18 protein-coding genes are annotated in these 19,361 nt (G+C 36.4%); 5 read left to right on the top strand and 13 right to left on the bottom strand.

The features are described 5' to 3' along the window. Positions 1-174: 174 nt before the first annotated feature. From ACECE_RS0200315 to ACECE_RS0200290, 6 genes are all read right to left on the bottom strand, one after another. Positions 175-4,293 carry an endo-1,4-beta-xylanase gene (locus ACECE_RS0200315; RefSeq protein WP_010243117.1) on the bottom strand — a complete coding sequence of 1,373 codons (4,119 nt, stop codon included), beginning with the start codon at positions 4,291-4,293 and terminating at the stop codon, positions 175-177. A gap of 353 nt (positions 4,294-4,646) precedes the next feature. Continuing rightward, on the bottom strand, positions 4,647-5,423 hold the full coding sequence (locus tag ACECE_RS26150) for an ATPase (RefSeq protein WP_456048985.1): 777 nt from the start codon (positions 5,421-5,423) through the stop codon (positions 4,647-4,649). Positions 5,424-5,501: 78 nt separating this feature from the next. After that, positions 5,502-5,804: a mercury methylation ferredoxin HgcB gene (hgcB, locus tag ACECE_RS0200305; protein WP_010243113.1), complete on the bottom strand. Its 303-nt coding sequence runs from the start codon at positions 5,802-5,804 to the stop codon at positions 5,502-5,504. Between the two features lie 11 nt (positions 5,805-5,815). Further along, positions 5,816-7,021, bottom strand: a complete 1,206-nt coding sequence (gene hgcA, locus ACECE_RS0200300) for a mercury methylation corrinoid protein HgcA (RefSeq protein ID WP_010243111.1) — start codon at positions 7,019-7,021, stop codon at positions 5,816-5,818. After that, complete coding sequence (locus ACECE_RS0200295) at positions 7,011-7,394, bottom strand: ArsR/SmtB family transcription factor (RefSeq protein ID WP_010243109.1); 384 nt, start codon at positions 7,392-7,394, stop codon at positions 7,011-7,013. The genes hgcA and ACECE_RS0200295 overlap by 11 nt, the downstream gene beginning before the upstream one ends. Before the next feature lie 252 nt (positions 7,395-7,646). Further along, positions 7,647-8,168 carry a nitroreductase family protein gene (locus ACECE_RS0200290; RefSeq protein WP_010243107.1) on the bottom strand — a complete coding sequence of 174 codons (522 nt, stop codon included), beginning with the start codon at positions 8,166-8,168 and terminating at the stop codon, positions 7,647-7,649. A 295-nt stretch (positions 8,169-8,463) separates the two neighbouring features. On the opposite strand from ACECE_RS0200290, the gene ACECE_RS0200285 reads away from it, so the two are divergent. Continuing rightward, positions 8,464-9,234: a tRNA threonylcarbamoyladenosine dehydratase gene (locus ACECE_RS0200285; RefSeq protein ID WP_010243105.1), complete on the top strand. Its 771-nt coding sequence runs from the start codon at positions 8,464-8,466 to the stop codon at positions 9,232-9,234. Positions 9,235-9,289: 55 nt separating this feature from the next. Here ACECE_RS0200285 and ACECE_RS0200280 read toward each other — a convergent pair whose 3' ends face one another. Then, complete coding sequence (locus ACECE_RS0200280; RefSeq protein WP_010243104.1) at positions 9,290-9,688, bottom strand: pyridoxamine 5'-phosphate oxidase family protein; 399 nt, start codon at positions 9,686-9,688, stop codon at positions 9,290-9,292. Positions 9,689-10,133: 445 nt separating this feature from the next. On the opposite strand from ACECE_RS0200280, the gene ACECE_RS32480 reads away from it, so the two are divergent. The 3 genes from ACECE_RS32480 (at position 10,134) to larE (ending at position 12,520) form a co-directional block, all read left to right on the top strand. After that, the gene (locus tag ACECE_RS32480) at positions 10,134-10,280 is read left to right on the top strand and encodes a hypothetical protein (RefSeq protein WP_162862440.1); all 147 of its coding nucleotides are present in this window, start codon (positions 10,134-10,136) and stop codon (positions 10,278-10,280) included. Between the two features lie 137 nt (positions 10,281-10,417). Further along, positions 10,418-11,710 carry a homocysteine synthase gene (locus ACECE_RS0200270; protein ID WP_010243102.1) on the top strand — a complete coding sequence of 431 codons (1,293 nt, stop codon included), beginning with the start codon at positions 10,418-10,420 and terminating at the stop codon, positions 11,708-11,710. Between the two features lie 6 nt (positions 11,711-11,716). Further along, positions 11,717-12,520, top strand: coding sequence for an ATP-dependent sacrificial sulfur transferase LarE (gene larE, locus ACECE_RS0200265; protein ID WP_010243101.1), 804 nt, complete (start codon positions 11,717-11,719; stop codon positions 12,518-12,520). Between the two features lie 147 nt (positions 12,521-12,667). Here the strand turns inward: larE and cysK are convergent, their stop codons facing one another. The 4 genes from cysK to pdxS all read right to left on the bottom strand — a co-directional run bounded on the left by cysK (position 12,668) and on the right by pdxS (position 15,996). Continuing rightward, positions 12,668-13,600 carry a cysteine synthase A gene (gene cysK, locus ACECE_RS0200260; RefSeq protein WP_010243100.1) on the bottom strand — a complete coding sequence of 311 codons (933 nt, stop codon included), beginning with the start codon at positions 13,598-13,600 and terminating at the stop codon, positions 12,668-12,670. Between the two features lie 187 nt (positions 13,601-13,787). Further along, the gene (locus ACECE_RS0200255) at positions 13,788-14,237 is read right to left on the bottom strand and encodes an RrF2 family transcriptional regulator (protein WP_010243099.1); all 450 of its coding nucleotides are present in this window, start codon (positions 14,235-14,237) and stop codon (positions 13,788-13,790) included. Positions 14,238-14,557: 320 nt separating this feature from the next. Beyond that, positions 14,558-15,118, bottom strand: a complete 561-nt coding sequence (gene pdxT / locus ACECE_RS0200250; RefSeq protein ID WP_010243097.1) for a pyridoxal 5'-phosphate synthase glutaminase subunit PdxT — start codon at positions 15,116-15,118, stop codon at positions 14,558-14,560. 2 nt (positions 15,119-15,120) lie between these two features. Further along, on the bottom strand, positions 15,121-15,996 hold the full coding sequence (gene pdxS / locus ACECE_RS0200245) for a pyridoxal 5'-phosphate synthase lyase subunit PdxS (protein WP_010243096.1): 876 nt from the start codon (positions 15,994-15,996) through the stop codon (positions 15,121-15,123). 114 nt (positions 15,997-16,110) lie between these two features. Between pdxS and pdxR the strand changes: the two genes are divergently transcribed. After that, the gene (gene pdxR / locus ACECE_RS0200240) at positions 16,111-17,508 is read left to right on the top strand and encodes a MocR-like pyridoxine biosynthesis transcription factor PdxR (RefSeq protein ID WP_010243095.1); all 1,398 of its coding nucleotides are present in this window, start codon (positions 16,111-16,113) and stop codon (positions 17,506-17,508) included. A 21-nt stretch (positions 17,509-17,529) separates the two neighbouring features. Here the strand turns inward: pdxR and ACECE_RS0200235 are convergent, their stop codons facing one another. Next, positions 17,530-17,982 (bottom strand): RrF2 family transcriptional regulator, encoded by a 453-nt coding sequence (locus ACECE_RS0200235; protein WP_010243094.1) that lies wholly within the window; start codon positions 17,980-17,982, stop codon positions 17,530-17,532. 141 nt (positions 17,983-18,123) lie between these two features. Further along, positions 18,124-19,041, bottom strand: coding sequence for a homoserine O-acetyltransferase MetA (gene metA, locus ACECE_RS0200230; RefSeq protein WP_010243093.1), 918 nt, complete (start codon positions 19,039-19,041; stop codon positions 18,124-18,126). Positions 19,042-19,361 lie beyond the last annotated feature (320 nt).

Genomic DNA, 19,361 nt, shown 5'->3' with positions numbered 1-19,361 from the left:
ATAAAACAATCTTTATTTATTTTATATTGATAATACGTTTTATATCGGCAAAAAGTTCACTATAAAAAACTAACTTTCTTACCAAACTAAAAAAGAGTACCCTGTGTTAAAATCCAGGGTACCCTTTCTTTAAGCTTAAAATGCTGAAAATATAATTAGCTGTTTATCTGCATATTATTTGTAACTTGCAGAAGTTTTATTAAAGTGTTTTCCTACGATAACTATATCTTCCATATTGACAGCACCATCTTTGTTTAAATCGCTACCAGCTCTATATTTATCGCTACCTTTTACTGTATTGTATGATTTGCAAACAAACATTATGTCAGCCATATTTATAGAATTATCTTGAACTCCATTAATTTCAACATCTCCAACCCACATCATAACTGGTGAACTTTGAGTTGAAATACTAGTATTGCCTGTAACAACAACACCTTTAATTTCTCTTGCCAAATAGTTTTGCTTTGTAATCTTCAACGTATATCCTTCTGCATTTTCAGGCACACCCGATATTTCAAAATATCCATTAACTGATTCAGCTTTCAAACCTGTTCCAACTATTTCAACTACAAAACCAGACTCTATCTCTCCAGCCTTTTCTTGCTGATAAATAAAGTCGGACTTGATATATCCTGATACAGTATTTGTATTACTGCTATCAACAAGCTTCAAGAGACCAAATGCTTCAGTATTCTTATAGCCAACTCCTGTTGCATCACTCCAGTTTGACATTCCCTCTCTTATTCCATCAGCATTTGAATCGTCATTTACCTGCAGATCAAACCCCATAATATATCCGGAATTTCCGCTAATTGTGTTAAATGGAATTGCAGCTTCTACAAGATATCCACTTACAGCATCTCCATCATAAACAGCCTTTGTCACTGTAATAAAGTCATCTTGAACACAATTGCCTCCAAAGGATTGTTTGTTGTTGAAGTTAACCCTGTATTGAGCATCATCGGATTCGTATTCTGAAGTCCTGCCATTGTTTTCATCAACGAAGAACTCAATTGAATCCTGTTCCCATGGGTTCTCGCTTACATCGCTTAATGATGTATCTGCTACTTCTGCCAAAACATACAGATAATTTTCGTCCCACATAGTCTTGACACTAGCTTTGGCAGGTGCTGTTCCCTGTGTAACAATATCTGTAGAAATCTTATTTGCACTAGCCCAGGCACTGTCAATTTCACCGTCAACTGCTGGTGTTCCTTTAATAGCTTCAGTATATTCCGGATTCACCATGCTTAATACTCCATAACCAGAAGTATCACTGTCCTGAGTATTCTTTATATCGTTCCAGCTCACAAGCTCAACTTTTTCGCCCTCACCAAAGTTTAACCTTACATCAAAGCCAACTTTATCTGATGGAGCATTTGTGAAAGGCATGTAAATTTCGAACATATAATATCCGTCTTCCTGCTTCACAACCGCATTAGTTGTGCCTGTAATTTCACCAGAACTTGTAATACTGAAGGATTTATCTTCTGCTTCATTTCTTTCATCCTTACTATTGTCTTCATCAACAAAGAACTCAGCTTTTGAAGGAGTACCTTTCACCTTTAAATAAGCATATAACCCCTTATCATCCCAGAGAGTTTTACAGTTTCCTCTTACCTGTCCGTTTAAGTCCTTAATATCAATACCCTTTGCTATATTCCATACATTCTCTTCCACTCCGTCAACAGAAGGAGTTCCTTTAAACGTCATAGCATGATTTACAAATACAGGAAGTTTGCTAGCATCTACAAATCCCCAGTATGCATATTTAGCTTTACCTTCCTTGTTAAAAAGTAACGGTGCATCTATTCTTCCGCCATCTACAAAATAGTTCAGCCATGTCATATCATCTTTTAAACCCCAGAAAGTCACACCTTTGATTTTATCAGGGTACTGTGAATCAAGTTCTTTTAACATTTCTGCAAGATCTTTAAATTTGTACGCCTGTCTGATTAACTGCTCTTCAGTTATAGGTGCATCAGCCTCAGTAAAGCTCTTATATACTGTCATATCCAATTCTGTAATTTCAACTTCAAGTCCTAAATCAAGGTAACCTTTAAGTGTTTCCCTTATACCTTCAACAGAACCAAAATCTATACCAATATGACATTGGTAGCCTACTCCATCTATCTTAGTTTTTTCCTTTAATTCTTTCACAAGTTCAAGAATTGCTTCCCTCTTAAGAGGATTCTCTTCATTGTTGTAATCATTGTAGTAAAGCTTTACTTTACCTTCAAGCCCAGCATCAACAAGCGCTCCATACGCATATTCAAACGCCTTTTCTAAATAATCATCACCTATAATCTGTCTCCATTTTGAGTCTCTAAGTCCATAGGGCTGACTATCTCCGATAGCTTCATTTACAACATCCCAAACTTCAACCTTATCACCATAATGCTTAATTAATGTTTCAATATGTGTCTTCAATCTCTCCAAAAGAACATCTCTTGTTACAGTTTCACCTTTGTCATCAACAAATATCCAATTTGGCACTGCCTGATGCCAGCACAAAGTATGGCCTCTCAGGCGCATCCCGTTTTCCTGTGTAAACTCAACAAATCGATCTCCTTTATCAAGGCTAAAGCTACCTTCTATTGGCTGCATTGAAACAGGTTTCATATCATTTTCTGCTGTAATACTGTTAAAATGCTTTTTAATAAGATCTGACTGGAGTTTATTATCAAATGCTGAAGATGGTACAGCAACCCCAATTGGGAAATAATCTGCAAAAACATCCTTCAATGAAGGAATATCTGTTTCAATACCTTTATCATCAACAGGCGAACCAGTTATCAGTACATCATCAATGCCGATATCCATTGTTGCATTACCTGACTCAACATAGATGAATAGCTGCTCAACATCTCCTGTATAATTTACAGTATACGTTCCTTTAAGCTCTACCCATGTACCAACAGGTACAGCATTATCCACAGCTAATGTGGTATAAACAGGATCTCCATCTGAATCAGAGCAAACTGACACCCTAATTTGCTGTGTTTCTTTTGTTGTCTGGTAAACCCACATGGACATATCAATTACCTGACCTTTTGTAACTTTACCCTTCAGATCAAATCTTGCTCCCTGCCATGTATCTGCCCTTCCAGTAACCAGAAGACTATTAATACCGTCATGTGCTGTAGATTCATTAATCGAAAGAGTTGCATCTTTACCTGTACCCTGAGCAGCCCATCCGTCAAAGGTTCCTTCAAATCCTGCATCACATATTATTGGAGAAGCATCATTTGACTTTACTTTTCCTGCTATAACGACATCATCTACATAAAAATCAAAACCAAGTTTAGGCGATTCCACATAGAAAGTCAGCGCCATAGGTGTACCTGTATATGTGTAGGTATAAAACCCTTCTAATCTTGTCCATTCCCCGCTTGGGACACTAAGATTTTCTGCTACTGTCTTATAGAATTTTCCATCATAAGCGTTATCGCTTGAGTCATCCCTGCTATAAGAAGTAAGTCTAAAAGTCTGGGCTTCTCCGCTATCCTGATATACCCATGCTGAAACAGTGTAAGTCTGATCTTTTATCAGCGTGTCTGTCAAGTCCGCTACCGGACCTTCCCATACATTATTTCTTCCTGCAACTTTCATGCTGTAGTCACCGCTTTTAGCAACATCAGTGCTTGCAGAGAGTGTTGCTGCTCCATTTGATGCCCAACCTTCAGTTTTTCCATCTTCAAACCCGCTGTTAACAACAGAAGGACCTGCAATAACTATATCATCAACATTAAAGTCAAAATCTATATTAGTTGCTTCGATATATATTACTGAATCTACGGCTGTTCCCTCATAATTGTATGTATATAACCCTTCAAGTCTTGTCCATACTCCACTCGGAACTGCCAAGTTTTCATCAATAGTTGTATAAAACCTGCCCTCATAAAGATTATCACTTGTATCATCACAACTGTATGCTGTTAACCTGAAAGTTTGAGTTTCTCCACTTTCCTGATATACCCATGTTGAACAGTTATAAGTCTCGCCTTTTTTCAGCTTCCCCATAAGATTAATTTGGGGACCTTCCCAGTAAAAATTTCTGTTTGCAACTTTTAGGCTCTTTGTCCCGTCATGTGCAACACTTGTGTCTATTGAATTAGTTTCTGAATTCTTTATCCTAATTCCTGATAGTGACCCATCTTCAAATCCTTTAGCAAACGGAAAAATACTTGCCTCCTCCTCAGTTGTAAAAGCTGAAACGTTGCCAAATAGCAGTGCTGAGGTCAAAAACGCCAACACCGTCACTAGTGATATAAAACCCCTAGTTTTCATTAAACTACCCCCTTAATTTTCATTTATTTATTTTCTAATATTCTAGTAAGTTCGTTAAAAGCAACTTTAATAGAATATTTAGCGTCTCTGTTTACTCATCATAAAATATAAATACACTAGAATCGTTTAGACAATGCATAGCTAGATAGAATAACTTCATAGATAGGATTGGTATTTATTAATAAAGCGAGCTAATAAAATTTTATATCTAAATCTACATTTTCGCAAGTATTTAAATAAAAAAACAGAAACAATCATATTACAATTGTTTCTGTTTTTTGGGAATGCTGACAATATAACTTCGGCTACTCCTTATCTATTGCAGATTTTTTTCTTTTTCTAGAAATACAATATTATTCAAACTCCTCTGCATACTCAAGAATTCTTGCCAGTGTTGATTCGAAACATCTTTGAATTGCCTCAAAATCCATATTAGGTATATAGTAAGCTTCCATATCATCATGAATTGCCTTAGCCTTTGCAATAGTAAGTATTGCAGTATCCATAATTGAGTCAAATTCTTTATTGTTAAATTCTAATTCATTCTTATATTTATCTAGTAAGTCCTGATCGATGTAGTTATCAAGATTGATTTCTTCAACTGCTTTAACATCATTATTATGATACTCATTTGATGTAGTTAATGAAATTCCCGGTTCAGGTATTACCAAATGCTCAAGCTTTTGAGGGTTTAATGCACAATAATAAGCTTCAACATCATATCCTTTTGCAACTGCTGTATCCATAATCTTTGAAAGAACTTTCTCCGTACCGGTTCCAGCCTTTCCTTTCACAACATAAACCTTGTTGGTATTTAATACAGTAGAAAGATAGTTTTCATACCCTTTTGGAGTTATTGCACTTGCAAAAAGACGTCTTACCTTGCCTTCCTTTGAAGCAACGTCCCTATCTCCAAATAAACTCCCTATAAGTTCTTCGGTAACTGCATTAACCTTTGCATTATCTATACCCCAGCTTATTATTTCAGCACTATCCTCATAAAATGGATATGCACCCTTTATATACTTGTATGCTCTTCTGAAAGTCCTTCCCACTTCATTATTGTCCCTAATTATTCCAGCACGGTTTTTGCGCATTCCCTCTTCATTCCAGAAGTCACCAAGGTGCACAATTTCATCTACGGCACCAGGATTTTTAGGGTCGACTACATGTGGCAGGGTTTCTTCTGCACAAAGAGATGACCATTCCTAACAACATCCTCCGCTGTTATTGTCATCTGCGCAACCACAGCTTGGTTCGGTTCCAGTCAGCCATCCCGTAATAACCGCAGCCGCACAACCTACACCAGTTTTTACTTCTATTGCTCCAAACGGACAATTCCTTGCACATGCACTGCATTCCATACAGCTATCCTTATCCATTATTACAGCTTTACTGTTTTTTAAATCAAACACCCTATGCGGACAAACCTCTGCACATCTGCCGCATCCTTTGCATTTGTCTGTATTGAGTTTTAAAGATACAACATTTTTTAAATACCGATGCTTCATAATACCCCTCCTTAAAGCTTTATAAAACTGTCAATCAAAATAAGCAACACCCCTGAACTTATTGTTATTATAATTATAGGTATAGCTATTTTCATTTCCTTCAAAACTCCTGATAACGAAGTATATGTCGATGAGCCTGTAAAATTCATTGCATAAAAGGAAGATATTGACGGCAAAATCAATAAATACCCCAACAACCTTATAAGGCTATACGAAGGTGAAAACGGCCAACCATTCAATATATTCACAGTAATAGCCCATATAAATCCCAAAAACCATCCCTTCCACGCAAAGGCCCTGCCTGGAATCCATGGGAGCAGTACCGGAGTCAGAACAGTTCCTGCTAATATAGCACCCATGTATGCATATAAGTCAATTACTCCAAAAGATCTAACAGCAATAAGATTTAGAATAAACAGCAGGCCTAAAACCATTAGGCATATCTTAAAAGTGTTGACCAGTTCCATTGGTGTCAATACCAATCGGTCATAAGTGTTAAATTTAACCGTACGCATTTCAGGCGTAGCTTTCATTCCCAAGGTAATAAACTCTTTAATATCACTCGCTCTTACAGGTCCATAAACCACTTTAAAACCGATTTTGGTTGAAACCTCATGAGCACTTACCCCTGGTGCTCCTAATTGAGGCAATATCAACGTTCTGTGCGATACAATCTCATGGAGCCTTGTCTTATTTATACGTGTTACAATTTCTCTCGTACCAAATGTACCTTTTCCTGCAGCACACCATACATTAATTCCCCTTGTATCAAGCACCAAAATCCATGCATTAATGTCTGCCAGTTCCTTTCTCAAGGCATCAAAAGTCAATTTGTAGTTGGCAGTTACCAGTACAGGAGAAGTATTATCCGGAATTCCGACAGCATAAAGTCCGGGATTTATTTTGTAATTCATCCTGTTGATTCCCCAACGGGCTTTCCATCCACCCAACCTATCGCTAAATGCCAATTGTGTCGAAACTATTGGTACTTTACCCCTGGGAGTTTTTATTTCTCCTGTTATCCAGTTATCTTTTTTATCATATTGTGTAATTGGCTCTGCCTCAGCCTGATCGCTGCCACCACAACAACAGGATCCTTTTTCAGCAGTATAAGGTAAAGAACTTGACTGGGATGACACCCTAATTTTGGGCTTATTCCCTGCAACCTTATTTTTGGAATTTATTTTATTAGAATTACAACACCTCTTATCTTCCATGCTCTTCACCTCCAGATAAACATTTACAACTTACAGTTTTATTTTTATTGTCTGATATCTTCTGAAGCAATGCTAGGTCATTATTGAATTCCGGATCATCTTTTAAGTAATCCGGTATCATTGAAATGATGCTTATCAAGTATCTGGAATAGTCATTTTCGTCAATCCTGTAGTAAGCCCATTTTCCCTCTCTTCTATCCTTTATTATTTTTGACTGCTTAAGAATCGCCAACTGTCTGGACACTCTTGGTTGCGACATATTAAGAGCAGCAAAAATTTCACATACACAAAGCTCTTTGCTTTGCAATAACAATAAAATGCGTAGTCTTGTTTTATCTGAAAGAATACTGAATAAGTTTATCAAATTGTCCATTTACATTCCTCCATATAATCATATAATTATATCTTAATATAATTAAGATGATTATACGTTATGTATGTAAATACTTAAAGTTAAAAAATGTTGCGGATGCTATAGATAAAAACTCTAAACCTAAATTTAAAGGATGTTTTTCATATAATTTATATTTTTAAGCAGAGCATCAATTTGCTCTGCTTAATTGGACTTTTCATTTAGCTTAGATTAAGTAACACTTAGGAATTTTCATAATATATTATCTATATGCTATGAAAACTTGTTGTAGAACACATTTTCATCAATAGATTTTCTTTGGTAGTGTCCAGGATTTGGTTTTGCATCTTCTGCCGGATATCCCATTGGAAGCAACGCAACCGGTACAATATTCCCAGTCAAACCAAACTCTTTTATAATCAATGCCGGATCAAAATATCCTACCCATGTAGTACCAAGCCCAAGCTCAGCAGCTTGAAACATCATATGTGTAGTAACTATACTTGCATCCACAACTCCGCTATCATCCCCGTCAAACCTACGTTTCCAACTGGCATTTTTATCATAGCAGACAAGCAAAGCAATTGGAGCGTTAAAATGGTACTGTGTGCACTTTTTCAATTTTTCAAGTGCCTCATCATTTTCAATAACCAGAATTCGCTGTGGTTGGTTATTGCAAGCCGTTGGAGAAAGCTGCCCTGCTTTTAGTACCAGGTCAAGCTTTTCTTTTTCAACAGGTTTGCTGCTAAATGATCGTAAAGAATACCTTTCTTCAGCCAGATTAATAAAACTCATGTTGATCCCTCTCTCTAAATAAATTCTACTCATGATAAATAGCAACCATTGCCATTCTTTACAAGCATATCATAACTTATTGTTATTATATGTTCCTGGAAATAAAATTACAAGTACGTACATTTTTGTGCCTTAAAATTAGAGAAATACTGTGAAAAAGGATGAATATCATATGGTTGATAGATTATGTATTGCACATCGTGTAATGAAATAATTATAATACCCCCGTTGACTAGTCAATAGTATTTTTATATATTTAATAGTGTCAAAATCACAAATTTAAAGGATGTCTTTTATGTTAAATCAGTTTTCAAGAACAGAATTATTATTTGGCAAGGAAGCTATGGAAAAGCTTGCGAATTCACGTATAGCGGTTTTTGGAATTGGCGGAGTAGGTGGGTATACAGTTGAAGCGCTTGCACGAAGTGGTATTGGAGCACTCGACTTGATTGATGACGATAAAGTCTGTCTGACCAACATAAACCGTCAAATTATTGCTACCAGAAAAACTATAGGCAAATACAAAGTCGATGTTGCAAAGGAACGAGTTGAGGAAATCAATCCTGATATAAAAGTCAGTACTTATAAAACATTTTGTATGCCGGATACATCCGGGCAGTTTGACTTTGCTCAGTATGATTATGTCGTTGATGCAATTGATACAGTCACTGGCAAAATCGAGATGATTATGAAGGCAAAAGAGCTTGATGTTCCAATTATAAGCTCAATGGGTGCAGGAAACAAACTTGATCCGACTGCATTTGAAGTGGCAGATATATATGAAACTTCTATTTGTCCCCTTGCAAAGGCAATGAGAAAAGAACTCCGCAACCGCAATATAAAAAGCCTCAAAGTTGTCTACTCAAAAGAGCCTGCAATGACTCCTATAGAAGATATTTCTACAATCTGCCGCAGCGAATGCATCTGCCCACCAGGAACAGACCGTAAATCTACTCAAAGGAGACAGGTACCAGGCAGCAACGCCTTTGTCCCTTCAGTTGTGGGACTTATTATAGCAGGTGAGGTAATAAAGGATTTAACTGGAGTAAAAAATCAATCTTTATAATTTTTTCAAAATTGAGTGCCCTGGTTAAAGAACTTTAATAAGGGCACTCACATATTTATACCTCTAATGTTTTTGGTGCGTCAGTGAATGAGTATATTGAAGCTTCCCCTTTTGATATGTAGAACACCTCAAATATCGGATTTTCTGGTGTATTGTACAAACTTGCAAGCACCGGTAAAATTTCAAAAGCTTTTTTCTTAACTTCAATATTATTTTCAAATACGGCTTTGCCTTTAAGTCTTATCCATCTTCCGTCTTTCGATGTTGCACTAACTTCGAAGTTTGGATTTATCTGAAGCTGCTTGTAAACCTCCTTTTGATTGCCTGTTACAAAATAAATTTTGCTTTCATGTTCAATCGCTATCCCGAATGGCCTAACCTTTGGCTTATCGCCGTCAACCGTTGCAACATAAAATGTCCCTGCATCTGAAAGAAATTTAACTACCTCACTCATAAGCTTCTTACCTCCCTGATAATTTTGTTATATTTGTAATTATATACCCATTTACTAACTTTCCAATAGTTTTTTTACTAATACTCTCGTTAATGAATGCCAAGGAGCCATTTGACTTGAGCTCCTTTTTGGAACAAGGTATTTGAGGAATTATACTTTGAAGCATCACCTTACATAGGAGCTTAGTCATGCCTTCACTATTTGTCAGTATTATCTGATATATTTTTGCAATTTATGTTTGAGTTATTGAGTATATAAAGTATATAATATATAATTATCAATATTTGGATTTGGAATTTTATAGGGTAACGGAAGGTGTTATATGAAGAAATTCTTTTGTAGGTGGGCTTTTTGGAAGTATTTTATTTTAATTTTCAGTTTTGCAATTTTTTTCTTTACTGCATTATTTTTTTGTAAGGGTAATCAATTTCAAAGTATAAACATAATGGAAGCTGATGGGCCTACAACAATATTTGTTTCAGGAAATATGTACTGTGGAATAATCAGAGGAGTTGTATTAATTGTTGTAGCAGTCGTTATATTAGCATTGTACTTAGTTGTAATGAATAAAATAAGAAAAAGAGGAATTTGACAAAGCTTTGGACTTATAGTATTATAAAACGAATAGGACAACTCGGCATTGAAACGTGCTATTGATCTTATGTTTTATTTTTATCGCAAATCCGACCAATTATATAGGAAAAATCATGAATAAAGGAGAGAAATTAAATGAGTAAAAGAGAGTTTAAATTTGATACACTTCAGGTACATGCTGGACAAAAACCAGATCCTGCAACAAATTCGAGAGCTGTTCCAATTTACCAGACTACTTCTTATGTTTTTGACAATACAGAACATGCAGCAAATTTATTCGCATTAAAGGAATCTGGAAACATTTATACAAGAATGATGAACCCTACAAATGATGTATTTGAACAACGCATAGCTGCATTAGAAGGCGGAAAAGCTGCTTTGGCAGTCGCTTCAGGATCTGCTGCCATAACCTATTCAATTCTGAACATTGCCGGCACAGGTGACGAAATAGTCTCTGCAAGCACCCTATATGGCGGTACATACAATCTATTTGCAATTACATTGCCAAAGTTGGGCATTAAAACTACGTTTGTAAATCCTGATGATCCTGAAAACTTTAGAAAAGCAATTAACGAGAAAACAAAAGCTTTATACATCGAAACCATCGGAAACCCTGGAATAAATCTAGTGGATATTGAAGCTGTAGCAAAAATTGCTCATGCCAATGGTATACCTCTTATAGTTGATAATACTTTTGGAACTCCTTATTTGATAAAACCTATTGAATTCGGAGCTGATATAGTTGTTCATTCAGCTACAAAGTTTATCGGAGGACACGGAACATCAATAGGCGGAGTAATTATTGATTCCGGTAACTTTGATTGGGCTGGAAGCGGAAAATTCCCGGGACTTACAGAGCCTGATCCAAGCTACCACGGTGTAAAATATGTTGAAGCTGCAGGTGCTGTTGCCTTTGTTACAAAAGCCAGGGTACAGCTTTTAAGAGATACTGGAGCTTCCATTAGCCCATTTAACTCATTTTTATTGATACAAGGTCTTGAAACACTGTCCCTAAGGGTTGAAAGGCATGTATACAATGCAAAGAAAATTGCAGATTTCCTGGCAAATCATCCTCTTGTATCCTGGGTGAATTACCCCAGCTTAAAAGGAAACAAATACTATGACCTTGCACAAAAATACTTCCCTAAAGGTACAGGTTCCATATTTACCTTTGGTATAAAAGGCGGAGTTGAAGCAGGAAAGAAATTCATTGAAAATCTTGAGATATTCTCTCTCCTGGCTAATGTTGCAGACGCAAAATCCCTTGTAATTCATCCTGCCAGCACAACTCATGCACAACTTTCAGAAAGCGATCAAAAGGCTGCTGGTGTGACTCCTGATATGATTAGACTTTCAATCGGAATAGAAGATGTAGATGATTTGATATATGATTTAGACCAGGCATTGAAGAAATCAATAGGGGGTTAATTGTCTATGGATGCATCTGCCAAGCTTGAAAAGCTAAAAAAACATATAGAATCATTAGGAAGTGCTGTTGTTGCATTTTCAGGAGGAGTAGATTCATCCTTCCTTTTAAAAGTAGCTTTTGATGTTTTAGGAAATAATGTCCTTGCTGTAACTGCAAAATCAGCAACTTTCCCAGAAAGAGAATACAATGAAGCAGTTGAATTCATCAATAAATACGGTATAAGGCATTTGACAATTGCTTCAGAAGAGCTTGAATTAGAAGGCTTTGCACAAAACTCTACAAACAGATGTTATATATGCAAGCATGAACTTTTCAGCAAGATAAATGACATTGCCAAAAAGGAAAATTTAAAATATGTATTCGAAGGTTCAAATCATGATGATTTAAGTGATTTCAGACCAGGATTGAAGGCGGTTGAAGAGCTTTTGGTAGTAAGCCCTTTAAGGGAAGCAGAGCTTACAAAGGATGATATAAGATTCTTATCCAAGGAAATGGGTCTTAGCACTTGGGACAAACCATCCTTTGCATGTCTTTCTTCAAGATTTCCATATGGACAGACTATAACAAGAGAAAAGCTTCAAATGGTTGACAAAGCTGAACAGTTCCTAATTGATTTAGGATTTAGACAGGTTCGGGTAAGACATCATGGAGAACTGGCTAGAATTGAGTTGTCTCCCAACGAAATTGAGCAAGTATTTCGGAAGAATTTAGCTAATAATATCTATGCTTATTTCAAAGAACTTGGATTTACCTACACTTCTTTGGATTTGAAGGGTTATAGAACCGGAAGTATGAATGAAACTCTTTAGAACACTAAGAACCCATGAACCGCTTCGTCAGATATGGTTCATGGGTTTTCCTATAATCTTAGTCAAGTATCTATTAAAAAGCTGAAAATCAAATATAAAACATAAGTGGTAAATTGAATTGCCACTTCTTTTATTGTACTTATCTTGTCAATCCAGAAAAAGCTGTGTCGAAAGATACCTTTCTCCAGTATCAGGAAGTATAACAACTATGTTTTTACCTTTGTTTTCTGGCCTCTGTGCAATTTGTGTAGCTGCAAACACCGCAGCTCCAGATGATATTCCAACCAGAAGTCCTTCTGTGCTGGCTAGCTTTCTTGCTGTTTCAAAAGCATCTTCATTTTTTACTTTAAGTATTTCATCTACAATCTTTAAATTTAGAACATCCGGTACAAACCCTGCCCCTAAGCCCTGTAGCTTATGAGAACCCTTTTTCCCGCCTGACAAAACCGGAGAATCAAAAGGCTCTACTGCAACCACTTTTAATTCAGGCTTTCTCTGTTTTATAACTTCTCCTACACCTGTTATCGTACCACCTGTTCCAACACCTGCTACGAAAATATCCACAGTTCCATCGGTATCTCTCCATATCTCTTCAGCTGTTGTCCTTCTGTGAATTTCAGGGTTTGCAGGATTTTTAAACTGTTGAGGTATATAAGAATTTGGAGTCTGTGAGGCTAATTCTTCAGCCTTTTTGATTGCCCCTGCCATGCCTTCAGCACCCGGGGTAAGTACCAGTTCTGCACCCAATGCCTTTAGCAGATTTCTTCTTTCAACACTAAAAGTATCAGGAAGAGTAATAATAAGTTTGTAGCCTCTTGCAGCCGCAACAAATGCAAGTGCAATTCCTGTGTTTCCACTAGTAGGCTCAATTATAACCGTATCTTTGTTGATTAAGCCCTTATCTTCAGCGTCTTTTATCATTGCATAACCAATTCTATCTTTAACACTCGATGCTGGATTAAAGTATTCAAGCTTTGCTATTACCTTTGCTTCAAGACTATTTTCCTTGTTATAATTATTTAATTCCAATAATGGCGTATTACCAATAAGTTCAATGAGATTTTTTGCAATTTTGGACATTTCATCGCCTCCATCATAAATTATTCCTAGTTTTCTTATATGTTTTATATTATTTTAATCCTGCCATAAAAATATGTCAATACATTCATAAACACTGATGTTTTCTAGCTATTTCAATTAGTTAGCTGGCAACACCCATCTTTAAAAGACTTTTCCTATTTGTTTTATCATATTTAGTGCAAAAAAATTAAATGTAATACATTGTATCTTCAATTCCATTCATTTTCCAGTAGTTATCTACAAGATCCTCCAATGTGAGAGAATCCGCCAAATCGTTCAAAGATTCATTCATCTTATCCCATACACACATCCTAATACAACTCTGTATTCTCGATTCATTTTCCGTGGAATTTTCTGCATCCTCATCAATAACAGAAAGGGGACCTTCGAGAACTCTTAAAATCCGTCCAACCTTTATATCTGCCGGAGACTCCGACAATATATATCCTCCCTGCGCACCCTTAACACTTTTAACCAGCCCTGATTTTCTCAATACAGAAAAGACCTGTTCCAGATAATTCATTGAAATCCCTTGCCTTTCTGCAATACTGCATAGTGCAACGTGCTCTCCTTTTGCATGCACTGCAAGGTCAACCATTGCTCTGAGTCCATATCTTCCCTTAGTCGAGAATTTCATTTTATCCACCTCGCTTTCCCAACTAATCCTATATGTTTTATATTATAATATTTCAAAATAGTCTTGTCAATAAATTCTTAGATATAATATTCCAGATTTTTTATTTTTAAATACACATTTAGGAATAGCCCAAATATTACTTCGTATTTTTTACCTTTTGGTACTTCTATCATTTTACACATAAATAATCTATGCTGTCAAAAAAGTTATTTTTAGATTCCAGAAAAAATGCGATAATAAGAATCAGGTACATCAATGTCCAAATTCTTACTATCGCATTTTGGTATCTTACAGCCACTTTTCTAGAGATACATGCACATTTAAACCATATCAGCAAATAATTTATGTATCCTTTTATCGTCACACAATTCAGGATGAAATGCCAAACCTATCTGATTCTTATATTTTACGGCTACAATGTTTTCTTTCACCTTTGACAATATTTCAACTTCAGCAGATACAGCTTCAACATATGGAGCCCTGATAAATTTCATAGGAACCTTCCCCACTCCTTTAACCTCTTCTTCAGTGTAAAAGCTCCCTAATTGCCTTCCATATGCATTCCTCTTTACACTTACCGGTAAAGTCTGAAAATGGGTTTGTTCATCGTTACTTAGCTTTTCCGCTAAAAGAATCAGACCTGCACATGTTCCTAATACAGACATTCCGTTTTTTATTCGTTCCTTAATGCCATTAAACATATCCAATTCTCTTAATAGCTTGCCCTGTACCGTACTTTCCCCGCCAGGAAGAATTAATCCATCAAAGCTAGCTCCTAAATCTGACTTTTTGCGAAGTTCAATACATTCTATTCCCATATTATTCAACATATTTATATGCTCAATGAACGCTCCCTGAACTGCCAATACTGCTATTTTCATTCCTATTTGCCCCTTTCAGCCATAAGAAGCTCAATCTCCTGTTCATTGATCCCTACCATAGCTTCGCCTAAGTCCTCTGAAAGTTCTGCCAGCATTTTGTAATCATTATAATTAGTTACCGCTTTCACAATGGCATTAGCTCTTTTTGCAGGATCACCAGATTTAAAAATGCCAGACCCTACAAAAACTCCTTCTGCACCCAACTGCATCATTAGTGCTGCATCTGCCGGCGTTGCAACTCCTCCTGCTGCAAAATTTACAACCGGAAGTCTTCCATTTTCATGAACATACAAAACTAATTCATATGGCACTTGCAATTCTTTTGCTTCATTAAAGAGCTCGTCTTCTCTCATTGAGACAATTTTAGCAATCTGACGATTCATCATTCTCATATGACGCACCGCCTGAACTATATCTCCTGTTCCAGGTTCTCCTTTTGTTCTAATCATGGAAGCCCCTTCATTAATACGTCTTAATGCTTCTCCCAAATCTTTCGCACCACATACAAAAGGCACTTTAAACTTCGTTTTATCTATATGATACACATCATCCGCAGGTGATAAAACTTCACTTTCATCAATATAGTCGATTTCTATTGCTTCAAGAATTTGAGCCTCCGCAAAATGACCAATACGACATTTTGCCATAACCGGAATTGATACAGCCTGCTGAATTCCTTTAATCATCTTTGGATCACTCATTCTTGACACCCCACCGGCTGCTCTGATATCTGCCGGAATTCTTTCCAATGCCATTACAGCACAAGCGCCCGCTTTTTCTGCAATTACAGCCTGCTCCGGAGTAGTGACATCCATGATCACTCCACCTTTTAGCATCTGTGCCAGTTCTTTATTTAACTCATAACGTCTTTTTTCCATTTCAATCTTCCTTCCTTTACAAAATTCAGTAATACTATTATAATTTAATGTGACCATATTAAAATATCCATTTCAAATATAATCAGAATGGTCAGATTGGCGGGATTTATTAAAATGTTAACGTATTCTTTCGCATCTTTAGGGTCAGATAGTCTTTATCAACATTTATACAAATGCATAAAGAACGATATATTGCAGGGTGTTTTAGCTCCGGGAGGCAAAATACCGTCTAAGCGCAGTTTTGCAAAGAATCTGAACATAAGCACTATTACAATCGAGAATGCATATGCTCAGCTAATGGCTGAGGGATATATCTATTCCATTCCAAAGAAAGGATACTTTGTATCTGATATTACAAACTCAATTTCGCCAAAAGCAGAATTAAATTCGGAAAACATTATCGCTGCTGCAAATCAATCCGAGTATTTCGCAGATTTTTTGAGCAATAGAACAAATCATGCCAATTTCCCCTTTTCGATCTGGGCTAAAATAATGCGAGAAATAATTTCCGAAGAAAGTGAAGCTCTCATGACAAATCCGCCATGTGGGGGCATAATAGAATTAAGACAGGCAATTTCAGATTATTTGCATGAGTTTCGTGGAATGAATGTTTCTCCCAACCAAATAATAATCGGTGCCGGAACAGAATACTTATACGGACTGTTGATACAATTATTAGGACATGATAAAAAGTTTGGTGTTGAAGACCCCGGATACAAAAAAATTGCCCAGATTTATAGCAGCAATTCTGTTAAATGCCATTTTATACCTCTTGATGAAAACGGCATAAGTATTCCTGCTCTTGAAGAAAGTCTGGCAGATATTGTACATATATCACCATCACACCATTATCCAACAGGTATTATAACGCCAATCAGCAGGCGGTATGAATTATTGGGCTGGGCTTCAAAGTCAGAATCCCGTTATATTATTGAGGATGATTATGATTGTGAATTTCGCCTTCTTGGCAAACCGATTCCTGCGCTTCAAAGTATAGATGTTATGGAAAAGGTAATATACATGAATACATTTACCAAAAGCCTTGCATCAACCATACGAATAAGCTATATGATATTACCTGAACATTTATTGGATAGATTTTATTCAAAACTCGGTTTTTACTCATGTACTGTATCAAATTTCGAACAATATACCCTTGCAAAATTTATTAAGAATGGCTATTTTGAAAAGCACATAAACCGCATGAGAAACTTTTATCGTAATCAGCGAGATGCTATTTTGCAATGCATAAAAAATAGCCCTCTGTCTTCTTCTGTTAAAATTAAAGAAGAAGATTCTGGACTGCACTTTCTTATGCATATAAACACATCCCTATCCGACGAGACCATAATCCACAGAGCGGAACAAGAAGGCCTGCGTATTTCTTGTTTGTCGCAATACTATCACAAAGATATCCCAGGCGCTGAGCATACGCTGATAATAAATTACTCTGGAATAGAGCCAAATAAGATACAAGAAGCAATAGATCGTTTAAGCAAATGCATTAGGTGATTTTACATATTTTAGTCACACCTAAATATAATACTCTATTTCGTTGCTTTGAAAAGCACTCTCATTATAACACTCTACCAAGTCTGCAATTGTAATGGAGTTTGCAACATCATTCAAAGCACTCATAATGCTTTCCCAAAAACCTCGCGTTGCACAACTTCCGTATCTTTCACAAGTGTGCTCTGCTTCCGTAACAACACAAGCCACTGGCGCCAAAGGGCCTTCAAGCGCTGTCAAAACATCACCTACAGTTATTTCCGAGGGTTCTTTGGCAAGAACATATCCCCCCTGAGCTCCCCTTATACTGTCAACAATCCCCGCACGTCTCAGTATTAAAAAAATCTGTAATATATATGCTTCTGACATTCCGCACCTTTCGGATATGCTTTTTAAATTCACATGTCCTTCAGCTGAATGGATTGCAAGGTCAACTATTGCTTCCAATCCGTATCTGCCTTTTGTAGAAATTTTCAAATTAATCACTCCAATAATCTAATATCCATTGTCTTACTTAGAATTTATTATATCATATTAACGCACGCATTTTACAAGTAAGCATACCGTAAAAAGACCAGGATTCAAATCATGAAATTCCCGGCCTACAACTCACTTTTCTTATTTTATCTGGTCTAAATCAAATGGTGTTTCCTGATATACATAATAGTTCAGCCAATTCGAAAAAAGCAAATTGGCATGACCTCTCCATTTTACTATCGGAGGCTTGTTCGGATCGTCATCTGGGAAATAATTCTTTGGAACCTTGATTTCAAGACCCCTCGAAATATCTCTGTCATACTCTGATTTCAATGTGCATGGATCGTATTCGGAATGACCGGTCACAAAAATCTGTCTGCCCCCATCCGTCTTAATAACATATATGCCCGCATCTTGTGAATCTGAAAGGATATCAAGCTCACTGACCTTTAAAACATCTTCTGTCCTTATTTCTGTGTTTCTTGAATGCGGAGCTAAGAAAAAATCGTCAAACCCTCTTAACAGCATCGTGTTAGGCTTACAAACCCGATGTTCAAAAACACCAAACATTTTTTCCCTAAGAGGATATTTTTTAATGCCATAATGGTAGTACAACCCTGCCTGAGCTCCCCAGCAAATATGGAAGGTAGAATACACATTGCTAACACTCCACTCCATTATTTTTTTAAGCTCTTGCCAGTAATTCACTTCTTCAAATTCCATATGTTCTACAGGTGCGCCAGTTATAATAAGTCCGTCAAATTTCTCATGTTTTACTTCATCAAAGGTCTTATAGAACTTTGTCAGGTGCTCCCCTGAAGTATTCTTTGATATATGGGTTTTTGGGTGTAAAAGCTCAATTTCTACCTGAATTGGTGTATTTCCAATCAAACGCAGAATCTGTGTTTCTGTAGTGATTTTTGTTGGCATTAAATTCAGTATGGCAATTTTTAACGGCCTCACATCCTGATGTGCTGCTCTATGTTCATCCATTACAAATATATTCTCGTTTGTCAACGTTTCTTTTGCTGGTAAACTATATGGTATTTTTATTGGCATGTTTAAAACCTCCCATACAAGACTTCTTATACATTTGTTTTCCAATAGTTTTACTTATATTACTTTTTGCTATTATAGCATATAAGGTAAGCAAAAGTAAATTGTATAAAACTACTTCTGAGACACTAAAAGTATCTTAAATTTTCTAGACCTCTCCATTATCTTTATCTGATCTTTTTACATTTGAACTACAAGTCCTGGAGCATGAACTGCAACAAGACCCACAATCGGATTTTTCAAAGGCCCTTCGAAGCTTATGAACTATAAAAGCTGAAACTGACAAACCTATTAAAACTAATATTATTGCCGTAGTATACATA

The organism is Acetivibrio cellulolyticus CD2 (genome assembly GCF_000179595.2).
In the GTDB taxonomy this organism is placed as follows: domain Bacteria; phylum Bacillota; class Clostridia; order Acetivibrionales; family Acetivibrionaceae; genus Acetivibrio; species Acetivibrio cellulolyticus.
This window is presented reverse-complemented; position numbering and strand designations above follow the sequence as displayed.

What these genes read in the sequence shown, in the direction of transcription:
- ACECE_RS0200315 (WP_010243117.1), bottom strand. Translation starts at nt 4,293, where the DNA reads ATGAAAACTAGGGGTTTTATATCACTAGTGACGGTGTTGGCGTTTTTG.
- hgcB (WP_010243113.1), bottom strand. Translation starts at nt 5,804, where the DNA reads ATGAAGCATCGGTATTTAAAAAATGTTGTATCTTTAAAACTCAATACA.
- hgcA (WP_010243111.1), bottom strand. Translation starts at nt 7,021, where the DNA reads ATGGAAGATAAGAGGTGTTGTAATTCTAATAAAATAAATTCCAAAAAT.
- ACECE_RS0200295 (WP_010243109.1), bottom strand. Translation starts at nt 7,394, where the DNA reads ATGGACAATTTGATAAACTTATTCAGTATTCTTTCAGATAAAACAAGA.
- ACECE_RS0200290 (WP_010243107.1), bottom strand. Translation starts at nt 8,168, where the DNA reads ATGAGTTTTATTAATCTGGCTGAAGAAAGGTATTCTTTACGATCATTT.
- ACECE_RS0200285 (WP_010243105.1), top strand. Translation starts at nt 8,464, where the DNA reads ATGTTAAATCAGTTTTCAAGAACAGAATTATTATTTGGCAAGGAAGCT.
- ACECE_RS0200280 (WP_010243104.1), bottom strand. Translation starts at nt 9,688, where the DNA reads ATGAGTGAGGTAGTTAAATTTCTTTCAGATGCAGGGACATTTTATGTT.
- ACECE_RS32480 (WP_162862440.1), top strand. Translation starts at nt 10,134, where the DNA reads ATGGAAGCTGATGGGCCTACAACAATATTTGTTTCAGGAAATATGTAC.
- ACECE_RS0200270 (WP_010243102.1), top strand. Translation starts at nt 10,418, where the DNA reads ATGAGTAAAAGAGAGTTTAAATTTGATACACTTCAGGTACATGCTGGA.
- larE (WP_010243101.1), top strand. Translation starts at nt 11,717, where the DNA reads ATGGATGCATCTGCCAAGCTTGAAAAGCTAAAAAAACATATAGAATCA.
- cysK (WP_010243100.1), bottom strand. Translation starts at nt 13,600, where the DNA reads ATGTCCAAAATTGCAAAAAATCTCATTGAACTTATTGGTAATACGCCA.
- ACECE_RS0200255 (WP_010243099.1), bottom strand. Translation starts at nt 14,237, where the DNA reads ATGAAATTCTCGACTAAGGGAAGATATGGACTCAGAGCAATGGTTGAC.
- pdxT (WP_010243097.1), bottom strand. Translation starts at nt 15,118, where the DNA reads ATGAAAATAGCAGTATTGGCAGTTCAGGGAGCGTTCATTGAGCATATA.
- pdxS (WP_010243096.1), bottom strand. Translation starts at nt 15,996, where the DNA reads ATGGAAAAAAGACGTTATGAGTTAAATAAAGAACTGGCACAGATGCTA.
- pdxR (WP_010243095.1), top strand. Translation starts at nt 16,111, where the DNA reads ATGTTAACGTATTCTTTCGCATCTTTAGGGTCAGATAGTCTTTATCAA.
- metA (WP_010243093.1), bottom strand. Translation starts at nt 19,041, where the DNA reads ATGCCAATAAAAATACCATATAGTTTACCAGCAAAAGAAACGTTGACA.